Origin of the sequence: Pseudonocardia sp. NPDC049635, from assembly GCF_040659795.1 — a bacterium.
GTDB lineage: Bacteria > Actinomycetota > Actinomycetes > Mycobacteriales > Pseudonocardiaceae > Pseudonocardia.
This window is the reverse complement of the sequence record NZ_JBFAON010000004.1, coordinates 14,996-29,409: the sequence shown is the minus strand read 5'-3', so window position 1 is coordinate 29,409 and position 14,414 is coordinate 14,996. Positions and strand designations below refer to the sequence as shown.

At 73.9% G+C, this 14,414-nt stretch carries 12 protein-coding genes; 7 read left to right on the top strand and 5 right to left on the bottom strand.

Annotated elements, in window-relative coordinates; genetic code table 11:
* Positions 1 to 5 precede the first annotated feature (5 nt).
* The 3 genes from AB0J24_RS06720 to AB0J24_RS06710 all read left to right on the top strand — a co-directional run bounded on the left by AB0J24_RS06720 (position 6) and on the right by AB0J24_RS06710 (position 3,685).
* Positions 6 to 665: a DUF429 domain-containing protein gene (locus AB0J24_RS06720; protein ID WP_358676536.1), complete on the top strand. Its 660-nt coding sequence runs from the start codon at positions 6 to 8 to the stop codon at positions 663 to 665.
* 187 nt (positions 666 to 852) lie between these two features.
* Positions 853 to 1,041, top strand: a complete 189-nt coding sequence (locus tag AB0J24_RS06715; protein WP_358677356.1) for a LuxR C-terminal-related transcriptional regulator — start codon at positions 853 to 855, stop codon at positions 1,039 to 1,041.
* 73 nt (positions 1,042 to 1,114) lie between these two features.
* A complete protein-coding gene (locus AB0J24_RS06710; protein ID WP_358676533.1) occupies positions 1,115 to 3,685 on the top strand; it encodes a carboxylate--amine ligase/circularly permuted type 2 ATP-grasp protein in 2,571 nt (856 codons plus the stop codon).
* A 72-nt stretch (positions 3,686 to 3,757) separates the two neighbouring features.
* Here AB0J24_RS06710 and AB0J24_RS06705 read toward each other — a convergent pair whose 3' ends face one another.
* From AB0J24_RS06705 to ugpC, 4 genes are read right to left on the bottom strand one after another with little or no spacing between them, the layout of a single operon-like run.
* A complete protein-coding gene (locus AB0J24_RS06705; protein ID WP_358676530.1) occupies positions 3,758 to 4,924 on the bottom strand; it encodes an ROK family protein in 1,167 nt (388 codons plus the stop codon).
* Between the two features lie 4 nt (positions 4,925 to 4,928).
* The gene (gene xylA / locus AB0J24_RS06700; RefSeq protein WP_358676527.1) at positions 4,929 to 6,101 is read right to left on the bottom strand and encodes a xylose isomerase; all 1,173 of its coding nucleotides are present in this window, start codon (positions 6,099 to 6,101) and stop codon (positions 4,929 to 4,931) included.
* A complete protein-coding gene (locus AB0J24_RS06695) occupies positions 6,098 to 7,543 on the bottom strand; it encodes a GH1 family beta-glucosidase (RefSeq protein ID WP_358676525.1) in 1,446 nt (481 codons plus the stop codon). The genes xylA and AB0J24_RS06695 overlap by 4 nt, the downstream gene beginning before the upstream one ends.
* Positions 7,540 to 8,637, bottom strand: coding sequence for a sn-glycerol-3-phosphate ABC transporter ATP-binding protein UgpC (gene ugpC / locus AB0J24_RS06690; RefSeq protein WP_358676522.1), 1,098 nt, complete (start codon positions 8,635 to 8,637; stop codon positions 7,540 to 7,542). The genes AB0J24_RS06695 and ugpC overlap by 4 nt, the downstream gene beginning before the upstream one ends.
* Before the next feature lie 176 nt (positions 8,638 to 8,813).
* On the opposite strand from ugpC, the gene AB0J24_RS06685 reads away from it, so the two are divergent.
* Positions 8,814 to 9,992, top strand: coding sequence for a helix-turn-helix domain-containing protein (locus AB0J24_RS06685; protein ID WP_358676519.1), 1,179 nt, complete (start codon positions 8,814 to 8,816; stop codon positions 9,990 to 9,992).
* A gap of 68 nt (positions 9,993 to 10,060) precedes the next feature.
* Here the strand turns inward: AB0J24_RS06685 and AB0J24_RS06680 are convergent, their stop codons facing one another.
* Entirely contained in the window at positions 10,061 to 11,080 is a 1,020-nt protein-coding gene (locus AB0J24_RS06680; protein WP_358676516.1) for a substrate-binding domain-containing protein, read from the bottom strand.
* Between the two features lie 148 nt (positions 11,081 to 11,228).
* Here AB0J24_RS06680 and AB0J24_RS06675 point away from each other — a divergent pair, with 148 nt between their 5' ends.
* The 3 genes from AB0J24_RS06675 to AB0J24_RS06665 are packed head-to-tail and all read left to right on the top strand — an operon-like array spanning position 11,229 to position 14,388.
* Positions 11,229 to 12,545 carry an extracellular solute-binding protein gene (locus tag AB0J24_RS06675; protein ID WP_358676513.1) on the top strand — a complete coding sequence of 439 codons (1,317 nt, stop codon included), beginning with the start codon at positions 11,229 to 11,231 and terminating at the stop codon, positions 12,543 to 12,545.
* A complete protein-coding gene (locus AB0J24_RS06670; RefSeq protein ID WP_358676510.1) occupies positions 12,542 to 13,438 on the top strand; it encodes a sugar ABC transporter permease in 897 nt (298 codons plus the stop codon). Before AB0J24_RS06675 ends, AB0J24_RS06670 begins: the two co-directional genes overlap by 4 nt.
* Positions 13,435 to 14,388 (top strand): carbohydrate ABC transporter permease, encoded by a 954-nt coding sequence (locus tag AB0J24_RS06665; protein ID WP_358676508.1) that lies wholly within the window; start codon positions 13,435 to 13,437, stop codon positions 14,386 to 14,388. Before AB0J24_RS06670 ends, AB0J24_RS06665 begins: the two co-directional genes overlap by 4 nt.
* Positions 14,389 to 14,414: the final 26 nt, after the last annotated feature.

Genomic DNA, 14,414 nt, shown 5'->3' with positions numbered 1-14,414 from the left:
CCCCCATGCGCGTCGGCGGCGTGGACGGGGTCCCCGGGGGCTGGGTGGTGTGTGTGCTCTCCGGTGCCGGCCGGGCACGCCGGGTGAGCTGGTCGGTGGTCCCGGACGCGCCCGCGGTGCTGGAACTGACCACCGGGTGCGACGCGGTCGGCGTCGACATCCCGCTGGCGCTCCCGACCGGCGGGACGCGCCGCCCGGCCGAGGTGCAGGCGGCCGCCCGGCTGGGGACGGCGCGATCGTCGCTGTTCCCCACCCCGCCGGAGCAGGTACTGGCTGCGCGGACCTACGCCGATGCCTGTGCCGCCGCCCAGCAGGTCACCGGCCGCAGGATCAGCGTGCAGACCTGGAACATCGTGCCGAAGATCCGTGAGTTCCAGCAGGTGGAGCTGCCGGAGTCGGTGGTGGAGGCGCATCCCGAGCTGTCCTTCCGGACGATGGCGCCGGGCACCCGGTTCGCCGCCAAGAAGACCGCCCGCGGCGCCGGGCAGCGGATCGCCGCGCTCGCCGGGTGGATCGATCCGGCCCGCCTGCTGGGTGACCTGCCCGGAGCCGCCCGGCTCGACGACGTGCTGGACGCGCTGGCCTGCGCCTGGACCGCCGAGCGGGTCACCAGGGACACCGCCGAGCTGCTCGGCGGGCCGGGCGCCGGTGCGATCGCGGTGTGAACCGGTACTACGGACGGGCCCGCGATCCCCCGAGTCGGGTGCCCGCGCCTGCCCCCGGCGACATCACCGCGGTCACGGTTGCACCCGCAGTGGGCGAACGCCCCCGCGGTGCGCTGCGGGCCGGGGTGCCCGTACCACCTCGGCAGCGGACTCTCGCCTCATCCGCAACGGGTGACGCCGCGGGGACATCGAGCACGGATCCTGGCGCCGCCTCGGCGCCCGGGCCCCGGAGGGGAGCGCCCGCCGAGGAGATCGCCCGGACCTCGGCATCGGCGCGAACACGGTCCGCACCCACCTGCGGAACCTGTACCGCAAGCTGGAGGTCAGCACCCGGCGCGAGGCCGTCGCGGCGGGCCGGCGGCAGTCGCTGCTCTGAGCCACCGTCCGGCGCGCCGACGTCGACGTGCTTCGACATGCCCTCGTAACAGTCCGGCTCTAGCGTCACGCGGATGGGGGGCGTGCCGCTGATGGGTGTCGAGGAAGAGTTCCACGTCGTCGGTCTGGCCGACCGGCGGGCGGCTCCCGAGGTGGACCGGTTGCTGGAACGTCTGGACGGCAAGGAGTTCTCCCCGGAGCTGCAGCGGTCGCTGGTCGAGACGAACTCACCGGCGACACCGTCGCTGGACGAGCTGCGCCACCACGTGCGCCGGTTGCGCGGCCGGCTGCGGGAGGCTGCCGAGCCGCTCGGGCTGGGCGTCGTCGCCGCCGGGACGGTGCCGTTGGTCGATCTCTCCGGTGACGACATCTCCGCGGGTGCCCGCTACGAGCGGATGCAGCACGAGTACCAGATCCTGGTGCGCGAGCAGCACATCTGCGGGGTCCAGGTGCACGTCGACGTGCCCGACCGGGACACCGCCGTGCAGGTCTCGCGCCGGGTCGCGCCGGCGCTGCCGACGCTGCTGGCGATCACCGCCAGCTCGCCGTACTGGCGCGGCCACGACACCGGTTACGCCAGCTACCGCAGCATGATCTGGCAGCGCTGGCCCACCGCGGGCCCGCCCGGTGACGTCACCACCGCCGCCGACTACGACGCCATGGTCGCCGAGCTGATCGCGTCCGGCACGATCAGCGACGCCGGAATGCTGTACTTCGACGTCCGGCCCAGTGCGCACCTGCCGACCGTCGAGCTGCGGCTCTGCGACGCCTGCCCCGAGGTCGACGACGTGGTGCTGGTCGCCGGGCTGTTCCGGGCGCTGGTCGGGCGGGCTCGCTCCGACACCGAGGCCGGGATGCCGCTGCCCCGGGTCCGGCACGAGCTGCTGCGCGCCGCGGTCTGGCGGGCCGCCCGCTCCGGGCTGGAGGGTGACCTGGTCGACGTCAGCGGGCCGGTGCTCGCCTCCCCGGCGGTGCAGCTGCGCGCGCTGGTCGCCGAGCTGCAGCCGTGGCTGGAGCAGACCGGAGACGCCGAGCAGGTCGCCGAGCTCGCCGAGGCGGTGCTGGCCCGCGGGTCGGGGGCCGCCGCCCAGCGGCGCGCCTTCGGGCGGCGCGGTTCCCTCGCCGACGTGGTCGACGACCTGGTGGCCCGCACCCAGGGCGAGGAGCCGCGCAGCACCCCGCCGTTGACCGTCCCGGTCGCGCCCGAGCTGCTGGCGGACTACCGCCCCCCACGCTACGACGAGGCGGTCGACGACGACGGCAAGGTCCGGCCGGCCTACGGGTGGCTGTTCCGGGCGCTGGAACGGCTCGGTCCGCGCGGCCTCACCGCGGCCGAGTCGGCGTTGCGCACCGAGCAGCGGGCGCGCGGTGTCACCTTCCCGGTGCCGGGTGTGGAACCCGGGGAGGACGGCGAGCGGTTGTTCCCGCTCGACCTGGTGCCGCGGATCATCGGCCCCGACTCCTGGGCGCACCTGTCGAACGGGCTGACCCAGCGGATCCGGGCGCTCGAGCTGTTCCTGCGTGACGTCTACGGGCCCCGCGAGATCATCCGCGACCGGATCGTGCCGGCCGCCGTCGTGGACAACTCGCCGGGTCACACCCGCTCCGGGTCCCTCGTCGCGTCGGACGCGGTCCGGATCGCGGTCGGCGGGATCGACCTGGTCCGCGACTCCGACGACGGCTGGGTCGTCCTGGAGGACAACCTGCGGGTGCCGTCGGGGATCGGGTTCTCGCTGACCGGCCGCCGGTTGATCCGCAGCGTGCTGCCCGATCTGGAGTCCCCGTCGGAGGTACTGGGTCTCGACGACGTCCCGGCCCGGCTGCGCGCCGCGCTCACCGACGGTGACCCCGCCGGCCCCGACGGTGAGGCCGCGCTGCTCACCGCGGGCGAGAGCGACGTGGCGTACTTCGAGCACCGGTTGCTGGCCGAGGCCATGGAGATCCCGCTGGTCACCCCCGGCCGGCTGCAGGTCACCGACGGTGCGGTGTTCCTGGTCGGCGGCGGCCGCCGCCGCCGGCTCAGCACGCTCTACCGCCGGATCGACGAGAAGGACCTGGCGCTGGCCCGGGGCGCCGACCACCGGCCGATCGGGCGGGCGCTGCTGGCCGCGATGGCCCGCGGGCGGGTCGCGCTGCGCAACGCGCCGGGCAACGGGGTCGCCGACGACAAGCTCGTCTACGCCTACGTCCCGGCGATGATCCGCTACTACCTCGACGAGGAGCCGGTGCTGGCCTCGGTCCCGACCTGGGCGTGCGTCGACCCGGCCGCCCGCGAGCAGGTGCTCGACCGGCTCGGCGAGCTCGTCCTCAAGCCGGTCGACGGGTACGGCGGCGCCGGCATCGTGATCGGCCCGAACGCCGGCGCGGGCGAGCTGGAGCGGGCCGCCGCCGCGATCCGCGAGCGTCCCGCGGGCTGGGTCGCCCAGGACATGGTGCGGATCTCCACACACCCGACGTTCACCGACGGGACGTTGCAGCCGCAGGCCGTCGACCTGCGGGTGTTCGCGGTCCAGTCGGCGGGGCACGGTCCGCTGCCCGAGGTGGACGTGCTGCCCTCGGCGCTGTCGAGGGTCGCCCCGCCGGGCGGGATGATCGTCAACTCGTCCCGTGGCGGTGGCGCGAAGGACACCTGGATCCTGGCCTGATCCCCGGCCGGCCGGTCCGCCGCACACCCCGGAGCCCCGCCTCACACCTGTTGCAACAGGTGTGAGGTCGGGTCAGGGGGTGTGCGGCGCGGTCAGCAGGAGGTCCGGCTCGGCCAGCACGCGGTCGGTGACCGCCCGGGCGGTGCCGAGGGCCGCGGCGGGGCGGCCGTGCCCGGACACCAGCACCTCGACCGCCGCCGACGGACGGCGCCGGGTGATCTCGTCCCGGACGAGGCCGGCCAGCCGGTCACCGAGCGGGGTGTAGCTGCCGCCGAGCACCACCACCGGCAGGTCGACGACGTGCAGCACCGAGGTGAGAGCGGTGCCCAGCGCCGCCCCGGCCCGGCCGAGGGCGGCCAGCGCCGCGGGCTCACCGGCCCGCACCGCCACCCGCAGCTCGGCCGCCGTACCGGCACCGGCGTCGGCGAGGAGCGCGGGCAGCGCCGCGTACTGCTCGACGCAGCCGGTACCGCCGCAACCGCAGGAGCGGCCGTCCCGTTCGATCACGACGTGCCCGATCTCCCCGGCCAGACCGGCCGCCCCCGGCAGCACCCGCCCGCCGGCCACGATGCCGCCGCCGATCCCGATCCCGGCCGAGACGTAGACGAAGTCGGACGCGACCCCCAGGTGCGCGAGCGCACCGAGGGTGGCCTCGTTCCCGACCAGGACCGGACGGTCGGCGACCCGACCGAACAGCTCCGCCGGCCGGGCCCCGGCCAGCAGCGGCAGGTTCGGCGCCCGCAGCAGCTCCGCGTCCGGGCCGGTGCCGCGGACCGGTGCGGGCACCGCCACCCCGGCACCGACGACCGGGCGGCCGACCCGCGCGCACAGCGCCCGCACGTCCCGGGCGGCCCGGCCGAACACCTCGGCGGCCTCCATCCCCGCGTGGTCGCGGTGCCGCTGCATCCGGTGGACGACGCCGCCGTCCAGCCCCGCCACGCACGCGACCAGCCCGTCCACCTCGACCGACACCCCGACGACGACCGGGCCGGTCGGGGCGAACCACAGCGGCCGCCCCGGCCGCCCGATCCCACCCCTGCTCGGCGGGCCCTGCGCCAACACGCCTGCGGCGACCAGCGGATCGAGCAGGCTCGCCACGGTCGCCCGGGTCAGACCGGTCGTCGCGGCCAGCACGGCCCGCGACGACGGTGCCCGGCGCAGCTGCCCCAGCAGCAGACCCAGGTTGTGTCGGCGGAGCTCCGCGCTGCGTACCGGCGCTGTCGCGGAGGAGAGGGCCACCCGGTCATCGTGCCCCGGTGAGGTGTTCCAGCGCGAGCTGGTGCAGGCGGACGAAGCCGTACCCCCGCCGCCCGGCGGGCCCGGGATCGAAACCGGCCCCCGCGGAGGGGTCGGCGAGCAGCTCGGCGGCGGTCTCACCGGGTGCCAGCGTCGGCTCGGACAGTTCCGGGACGCCCGCCTCGGCAAGCGCCGCGACCACCTCCGGATCGGCCCGGAAGGCCGCCGCCCGCTCGCGCAGCAACAGGTAGGTCCGCATGTTCGCCTCGGCGGAGGCCCACACCCCGTCGAGGTCCTCGGTGCGCGAGGGCTTGTAGTCGAAGTGCCGCGGCCCGTCGTACCCCGCGGTCTCCAGCAGGTCGACCAGTGCGAACGCGTTGAGCAGGTCACCGTGCCCGAACACCAGGTCCTGGTCGTACTTGATCCCGCGCTGGCCGTTCAGGTCGATGTGGAACAGCTTGCCGGCCCACAGCGCCTGGGCCACCCCGTGCGCCATGTTCAGCCCGGCCATCTGCTCGTGCCCGACCTCCGGGTTCACCCCGACCAGCTCGGGATGCGCGAGCTGCTCGACGAAGGCCAGCGCGTGCCCGACGGTCGGCAGCAGGATGTCGCCGCGCGGCTCGTTGGGCTTCGGTTCGATCGCGAACCGGATGTCGTGACCGCGGTCCAGCACGTGTGAGCAGAGCAGGTCCATCGCCTCCCGATAACGGTCCAGGGCCGCCCGGACGTCCTTCGCCGAGTCGTACTCCGAGCCTTCCCGGCCGCCCCACAGCACGAACGTGCGCGCGCCCAGCTCGGCGGCGAGCTCCACGTTGTGCAGCACCTTGCGCAGCGCGAACCGGCGGACGGAGCGGTCGTTGGAGGTGAACCCGCCGTCCTTGAACACCGGGTGCGAGAACAGGTTCGTGGTGATCATCGGGACGGTCATCCCGGTCGCCTCGCAGGCCTCCCGGAGCCGGGCGACCTGCTTGTCGCGGGTGCCCGCGTCGGCACCGAAGCCGAACAGGTCGTCGTCGTGGAAGGTCAGTCCCCAGGCACCGAGACCGGCCAGCCGCTCGACGGCCTCGACGACGTCCACGCCCGGGCGGGTCGGGTCGCCGAACGGGTCGGCGGCGCGCCAGCCGACGGTCCACAGCCCGAACGAGAAGCGGTCGGCCGGGGTGGGGGCTGGCACGCTCATGCGGCATCTCCTGAGTCGGGTGTGCGGTCGAGGGTGAGGGTGTTCGTGCGGACGACGCCGGCGTAGAACCGGGCGCTGTCCTTGGGGGTGCGCACCTGGGTGCCGTAGTCGACGTGCACCACGCCGAACCGTTTCGCGTACCCCCAGGCCCATTCGAAGTTGTCGAGCAGCGACCACACGTAGTAGCCGCGGACCGGTGCGCCCTCGGCGATCACCTCGGCCAGCGCGGCGAGGTGCCGGCGCAGGTAGTCGACCCGCTGCGGGTCGGCCACGGTCCCGTCCGGACCGGGTTCGTCGGGAAAGGCGGCACCGTTCTCGGTCACCACCATCTCCAGTCCGGGGAACTCGCGGGTGATCCGCCGGACCACCTCGGCCAGCCCGCGCGCGTCGATCCCCCAGCCCATGTCGGTCAGCGGACCGACCGGCCGGGGGAACTCGACGTCGTCGCAGGCGATCCAGGGCGATCCGGTGCCGTCGCCGTGTCCGTCGGCGGTCTCGCGGGGCCGCTCGCGGGTCCAGTGCCGGACGTGGGTGGGGGTGTAGTAGTTCACCCCGAGCACGTCCGGTGGGGCGAGGGCGAGTTCCTCGTCACCGGGACGGACGAACGACCAGTCCGTGACGCCCGCGGTGTCGGCGACCACGTCGGCCGGGTAGCCACCGGTCAGCATCGGCTGCAGGAACAACCGGTTCTGCAGCCCGTCGACCCTGCGCGCGGCGTCCAGGTCGGCCGCGGAGCCGGTCTCCGGAACCACCCAGGCCAGGTTCAGGCTGACCGCGATCCTGGCCGAGGGGACCCGCTCCCGGATCGCCCGCGCGGCCAGTCCGTGCGCCAGGTTGAGATGGTGCACCGCCGCCAGGGCGGCGGCCGGGTCGGTCCGCCCCGGTGCGTGCACCCCGGCGGCGTACCCGAGGAACGCGCTGCACCACGGCTCGTTCAGCGTGGTGAACAACCGGACCCGGTCGCCCAGCTCGGTGGCGACGACGGCGGCGTACTCGGCGAACCGGTAGGCGGTCGTGCGCGAGGTCCAGCCGCCGGCGTCCTCCAGGGCCTGGGGCAGGTCCCAGTGGTAGAGGGTCACCACCGGCGTGATGCCCGCGGCGAGCAGCGTGTCGACCAGGCGGGAGTAGAACGCGAGCCCGGCGGGGTTCACCGGGCCCGTCCCGTCGGCGTCGACCTGCGGTGTGATCCGGCTCCAGCTGATCGAGAACCGGTAGGAGTGCAGGCCGAGCTCGCGCATCAGCGCCACGTCGGCGTCGACCCGGTGGTAGTGGTCGGCGGCGACGTCACCGGTGTCCCCGCGGGCGGTGCGACCGGGGGTGTGTGCGTAGGTGTCCCAGATCGACGGGGTGCGACCGTCCTCGTCGACCGCACCCTCGATCTGGTAGGCGGCGGTGGCGGCGCCCCAGTCGAAACCGGGCGGGAAGCTGCGGACGGCGCTCATCCGAGCCGCATCCCGGTCGTCGGGTCGAACACGTGTACCGCCCCCGGATCGCGCAGTGTCACCCGGACCTCCCGGCCGACCGGGGGTGCCTCGCCCCCGCCGGTGCGCACCACGAACCGGCGGGCGCCGGCGTCGGACCCGACCCGGCCGTGCAGGTAGGTGTCCGAGCCCAGCTCCTCGGCCAGCTCGACGGTCAGGTCGAGGGCCTTCTCGTCGTCGGCGGCGACCCGCATCCCCTCGGGACGCACCCCGACGGTGACCTCGGCCAGGCCCGCCCGGTGCGCCCGCTGCAGCACCTCGCGCGCCAGTGGCACGGTCAGTCCGGCCAGGTCGGCACCGTCGGGCACCAGCGGCGCGGAGCGCAGGTTCATCGCGGGCGAGCCGATGAAGCCGGCGACGAACTCGGTCGCCGGGCGGTCGTAGAGCTCGCGCGGCGTCGCGCACTGCTCGAGCAGCCCGTCGCGCAGGACGGCCACCCGGTGCCCCATCGTCATCGCCTCGACCTGGTCGTGGGTGACGTAGACGGTGGTGGCGCCGAGCCGCTGCTGCAGCGCGGCGACACCGGCGCGGGTCTCCACCCGCAGCTTGGCATCCAGGTTGGACAGCGGTTCGTCCATCAGGAACACGGCGGGTTCGCGGACGATGGCGCGGCCCATCGCGACCCGCTGACGCTGCCCGCCCGAGAGCGCCTTGGGCTTGCGGTCCAGGTAGGGCACGAGATCGAGCAGCGCGGCGGCCTCGCGGACCCGCCGGGTGATCTCGTCGCGGCCGACCCGCTGCAGCTTCAGCGCGAAGCCCATGTTGTCGGCGACGCTCATGTGCGGGTAGAGCGCGTAGTTCTGGAAGACCATCGCGATGTCGCGGTCCTTGGGTTCGAGCGCGCTGACCTCGCGGCCACCGATCTCGATCCCGCCCTCGTCGACCTCCTCCAGGCCGGCGAGCATCCGCAGGGCGGTGGACTTGCCGGACCCGGACGGCCCGACGAGCACCAGGAACTCGCCGTCGGCGATCTCCAGGTCGAGCTTGTCGACGGCGCGTACCGGCGGCGGGCCGGGATAGATGCGGGACGCGGCCCGGTAGGCGACCTCGGCCATGTTCGTCGGTCCTCTCGTCGCGGGCCGGCTGCGGTGCCGGCGGGAGATGTCTAGCCGCGCCGTGGCCTCCGCCACTAGCATTTGTTCATCGACCATACGAACTCGCCGGGGAGGTCGTCATCGTCGCGAGCGGCCGGATCGCCTCGGGGGACCTGCGCAGACATCACCTGGGACTGGTGCTGGGCACGATCGTGCGGAACGCGCCGATCACCCGCGCGGCGGTCGCCGCGCGGATCGGGCTGACCCGCTCGACGGTGTCCGGCCTGACCGCCGACCTGGTCGAGGGCGGCCTGGTGCGCGACATCGGGGCCGGGGCGGAGACCGGTACCGGGCGCCCGGGCCAGCGCCTGGTCCCCGATCCGGCCGGGCCGGTCGGGATCGGACTGCAGATCGAGACCGACGGGGTCGGCGGCTGCCTGGTGGACCTGTCCGGGCGTGCCGGGGCCCGCCGGTGGCGGCGGGCCGACCTCGGCGGCGCGGGCCCGGCCGAGATCGCGGCCGCCGCCGGCCCGGTGCTGGGCGAGCTGCTGCTCGCCGCGGCGGCCGGCGACCGGCCGGCGGCCGGGATCGTGGCCGGGTTGCCGGCCGAACCGGACGCCCCGACCACGGCGCTGCTCGCGGCCGAGGCGGAGGCCCTCGGCGTCGGCGGGATCGGGTTGTCGGTGCGGTGCGGGGTGCCGCTGGCCGCCGGGGCGGAACCACGGACACCGGGGGTGACGGTGTTCGTCGGCGGGCGGTCGGAGACCGGTGTGGTCCTGGTCCGCGACGGCCGGACCGACGACGGTGACACGGCCACCCGGTTCGGCCACCTCCCGGTCCCGGGCGGCCGGGGCCACTGCCACTGCGGCAGGCGGGGCTGCGTGACCGTCGAGGCCCACCCGACCCGCGTGGGGACCGGCCCGGAGCCCGCACACCCCGCCTGGCCCGGCGGGCCGGGCGGGCCGGGCGGGCCGGGCGGACCGACCGGGCTGGGCGCGCCGGGCGGGCCGGGCGGACCGAGCAGGCCGAGCAGGCCGAGCGGAGCGGGCGGAGCGGGCGAGCCGAGCGGAGCGGGCGAGCCGGGCCGAGCGGGCGGGCCGGGCGGGCCGGAGGTCCGCCGGGCCGGGCGGGCACTGGGCCGCGCGCTGGCCGGGTTCGCCGCCCCGCTGGACCCGTTCCAGGTCGTCCTGGCCGGACGGTTCACCACCGCCGACGACGTGTTCGTCGCCGCGGTCGCGGGTGAGCTCGCCCGGCACGGGATCACCGCGGACCGGTTGCGACGCTCCGGGTTCGGCCCGGACGCGGTGATGCGTGGTGCCGGGGCCGCCGCGGTCGCCGCGCTGGTCGCGGACCCGGGCCGGTGGCTCACCGGTTGAGCGGCCCGCCGCGACCACGCCGGTCGGGCCGGTCGAACCGGTCGAACCGGTCGGACCCACCGCGCCGGTCAGGCCCGCGGTGGCGCCGTGCTCGCCCGGACGACCAGGTCGGTGGCGAGCTCCAGGCGCGGGGCGGTCCCGTCGGCGTCGGTGCGCGGCTCCTCGACGACCAGCCGGACCGCCTCCGCCGCCATCCTGGCCAGCGGCTGACGGACCGTGGTCAGCGTCGGCCGCAGGTACTCGCAGAGCGCGATGTCGTCGAACCCGGTGACGCTCAGGTCGTCGGGGATCCGCAGGCCGCGCCGCGCCGCCTCCTGGTAGACCCCGACCGCCTGCATGTCGGACCCGGCGAAGATCGCGGTCGGCGGGTCGGTGAGATCGAGCAGGTCGACCGCGCCGCGGCGTCCGCCGCCGACCAGGAAGTCGCCGTAGCGGATCAGGTCCTCGTCCACCGCGATCTCGGCCCGGCGCAACGCCGCGCGGTAGCCGTCGACCCGCTGCTGGCTGCTGGAGAGCCGGGGCGGCCCGGAGACGACCCCGATCCTGTGGTGCCCCAGCGAGAGCAGGTGCTCCACGGCGCTCAACCCGCCGGCCCAGTTGGTCGCGCCGACCGTCGCGAACGACGGGTCGGTCCCGCCGACCGGGTCCAGCAGCACCACCGGGACGTCCAGCGCCACCAGGGTGGCCGCGGTGTCCGGGTCCTGGTCGCCGACGACCACGACCACGCCGTCGGTGCCGCGGCCGGCGAGCCGGTCGAGCCAGGCCCGCGAGCCCGGCTCGTCGTTCTCCGAGGTGTTGAGCACGATCTGGCGATCGGTGCGCCGCGCCTCGGTCTCGGCGCCGCGCAGAACCTCCATCGCCCAGAACGAGTCGAGCCGGTCGAGGACCACGTCGACCAGCCCGGTGCGGCGCCGGGGCGCCGAGGCACCTCGCCTGCGGTAACCACTCTCGGCGACCACCTGCTGCACCCGTTCCCGGGTGGCGACGGCGACGTCGGCCCGGCCGTTGAGGACCTTGGAGACGGTCGGCACCGACACGCCCGCCTGCTCGGCGATGTCGGCGATCGTCACACGACTGCGGGAGTTCACAGCGCGAAGGTATCGAAACTTTCAGCCGAAGTCTCGGCTGAAACGCGGCACTTTTGCTCCTTGACGGCAGGTTGTGATGGGCCTAGCTTTTCGCCAGCGCCTTCGCAAGTCTCGGAAACTTTCGATCGGCCCGCTCGAAGGAGAGCCCATGTCGACCTCGTCACGCGTACGCAGAGCCCTCGTCGCTGCCGCACTTGCCACCGGACTGGCCGTCACCGCGGCCTGCGGCACCGCAGGCCCGCAGGAAGCCGGAGGAGGTGAAGAGCTCCGGCTCTGGACGCTGCAGAACGAGGGCATCAACACCGTCCAGCAGGCCGCGGTGGACCGCTTCAACGCCGCGGGTGGCCCGCAGATCGAGCTGACCACCTACCTGAACGACCCCTACAAGTCCGCGCTGCAGACCGCGCTCGGCTCGCCGAACGGTCCGGACATCTTCTACAACTGGGGCGGCGGGAACCTGAAGGGCTACGTCGACGCCGGCCAGGTCGCCGACCTCACCGGGGCTCTCGACGCGAACCCCGAGATCAAGGAGAGCTTCATCCCGCAGGTCCTGGAGACCGGCACCATCGACGGCAAGGTCACCGGCATCCCGATGCAGGGCGTCCAGCCGCTGTCGTTCTTCTACAACACCGACGCGTTCGCCGAGGCGGGCATCGCGGAGTTCCCGACCACCTGGACCGGATTCCTGGAGGCCGTGGACCGGCTCAAGGCCGCGGGCATCCAGCCGATCGCACTCGCCGGCGCGCAGACCTGGACCTCGATGATGTATCCCGAGTACTTCCTGGACCGGATCGGTGGCCCGGAGAAGTTCCAGGCCATCGCCGACGGCGAACCCGGCGCCTGGCGCGACCCGGCCGTCATCGAGTCGATGCGGATGGTGCAGGACCTGGTCGACCGCGAGGCGTTCGGCACGAACTTCACCGCCGTCGACTACGACAACCAGGCCTCCCAGGCGCTGCTGACCAGCGGCCGGGCCGGGATGGAGCTGATGGGCTCCTGGCAGGTCACCAGCCTGAACGACAACTTCCCGGACTTCCTGGAACAGGGCAAGCTGGGCTGGGCACCGTTCCCGGCGATCGAGGGCGGCGCGGGCGACCCGCGCAACGTGATCGGCAACCCGTCGAACTACTACTCGGTCAGCGCGAACTCCGCGAACGTCGAGGCCGCCACCGACTTCCTGATGACCGAGCTGACCAGCCCCGAGTACGTGCAGGGCATGCTGGAGAACGGCCAGGTCCCCGGCCTCACCGGCATCGAGGACCAGGTGGCCTCCACCGGCCCGTTCGCCGACTTCAACACCTACACCTACGAGCAGACCAAGGCCGCGCCGACCTTCGTGCAGTCCTGGGACCAGGCGCTGCCCGCCGCCGAGGCGCAGACCATGCTGACCAACCTGTCGAAGGTGTTCACCAAGGAGTTCACCCCCGAGCAGTTCGCCGACGCGATGGACTCGGCGAGCCGGTGAGCACCGCCACCGCGGTTCGGGTGGGGCGGCCCGGATTCGTCTGGGTCGCCCCCGCCCTGACCTTCTTCGGGCTGTTCGCGCTGCTGCCCATGGTCGTGGTGGTGTACCTCAGCTTCACCGCCTACGACGGCCTGAACCCACCGCGGTGGGTGGGCCTGGAGAACTGGACCCGGCTCGGATCCGATCCGCTGTTCGTCGAGACGCTGCGGCTGTCGTTCGTGCTGACGGTCGCGTCCTGGGTGCTGCAGACCGCGGTGGCGCTGCCGCTCGGGGTCTGGCTGGCCCGGCGCGGCCGGTCCCGCGCGCTGCTCGCCGCGATCTTCTTCGTCCCGCTGCTGATGTCCAGCGCCGCCATCGCCGTGCTGTGGGGCACCCTGCTCGACCCGAACTTCGGGCTCGCCTCGGTGCTCGGCCCGCTGGTCGGGATCGACGACGGGAACGTCATCGGCGACAGCCGCTACGCCTTCGCCGCGGTGATCCTGGTGATCGGCTGGCAGTACATGCCGTTCCACACGCTGCTCTACCAGGCCGCGGCCCGGGCGATCCCGGTGCAGCTCTACGAGGCGGCCCGGATCGACGGGGCCGGCCGCTGGCGCACCTTCCGGTCGATCACCGTCCCGCAGCTGCGGGACACGATCATCACCTCCGGGGTGCTGATCGTCGTCGGGTCGATGACCACCTTCGAGGTGGTCCTGATCCTCACCGGCGGCGGGCCCGGCACGTCCACCCGGATCCTGCCGCTGCACATGTACCTCGAAGGGTTCCGGAGCTTCGACATGGGTTACGCGAGCGCGCTGGCCGTGGTGCTCCTGGTGATCGGGACGGCGCTGTCGCTGTTCATCGCACGGGTCACCGGCTACCGGAAGATGGCCAGCCAGCGGGAGGGGATGTGACCACAGTGTCCACCGGGTCCACCGGGTCCACCGGGTCCACCGGATCCACCGGGTCCACCATCACTCCGACGGTCCCCACCGGGCCGGGCCGCCCCGCCGGGGTCCCCGCCCCGCCGGCGCGTCGCGGACGACTGCGGCGCGGGTTCAACTGGCTGGGCGGGCTCGGCGCAGGCGCGTGGTTCGTACTCGTCGCCGTGCCGCTGTACTTCCTGTTCGTCACCAGCCTGCGCTCGTCGTCGGACTACCTGGCCGACGGGCCGCTCGCGCTCCCGACCGGCCTGACCACCGAGAACTATTTTGACGTCCTCACCTCGAACTTCCCGCTCTACTTCCTGAACAACGTGATCGTCGCGGCGGCCTGCGTCGCGATCGTGCTGCTGCTGGCCCTGCCCGCGGCCTACGCGATCGTGCGCAGCCGCAGCCGCTCGGTGGCCCGGGCGTTCTCGATCATGCTGCTCGGCCTGGCCGTGCCGGCCCAGGCGGTGATCGTCCCGCTCTACCTGATGGTCACCCAGCTGCGGCTCTACGACACCCTGCTGGCGATCATCCTGCCGACCGCGGCGTTCGCCCTGCCGCTCGCGGTGGTGGTGCTGACCTCCAGCCTGCGCGACATTCCGAACGAGCTGTTCGAGGCGGCCGTGCTGGACGGCGCCGGCCCGGCCCGCACCCTGGTCTCGCTGGTGCTGCCGCTGGCCCGGCCGGGTCTCGCCACGATCGGCATCTTCACCGCGCTGCAGGCGTGGAACGGGTTCCTGTTCCCGCTCGTCCTGACCCAGGACGCGTCGGTCCGGGTGCTCACCCTGGGCCTGTGGGACTACCAGGGCCAGTACGGCACCAACGTCCCGCTGATCACCGCGGCGGTGCTGCTGTCGCTGCTCCCGCTGCTCGTCGTCTACCTGCTCGGCCGCCGCCAGCTGCTGGCCGGACTGACCGCAGGCGCCGGTCGCTGACCCGGCCGCACCGATCCGAAAGGACC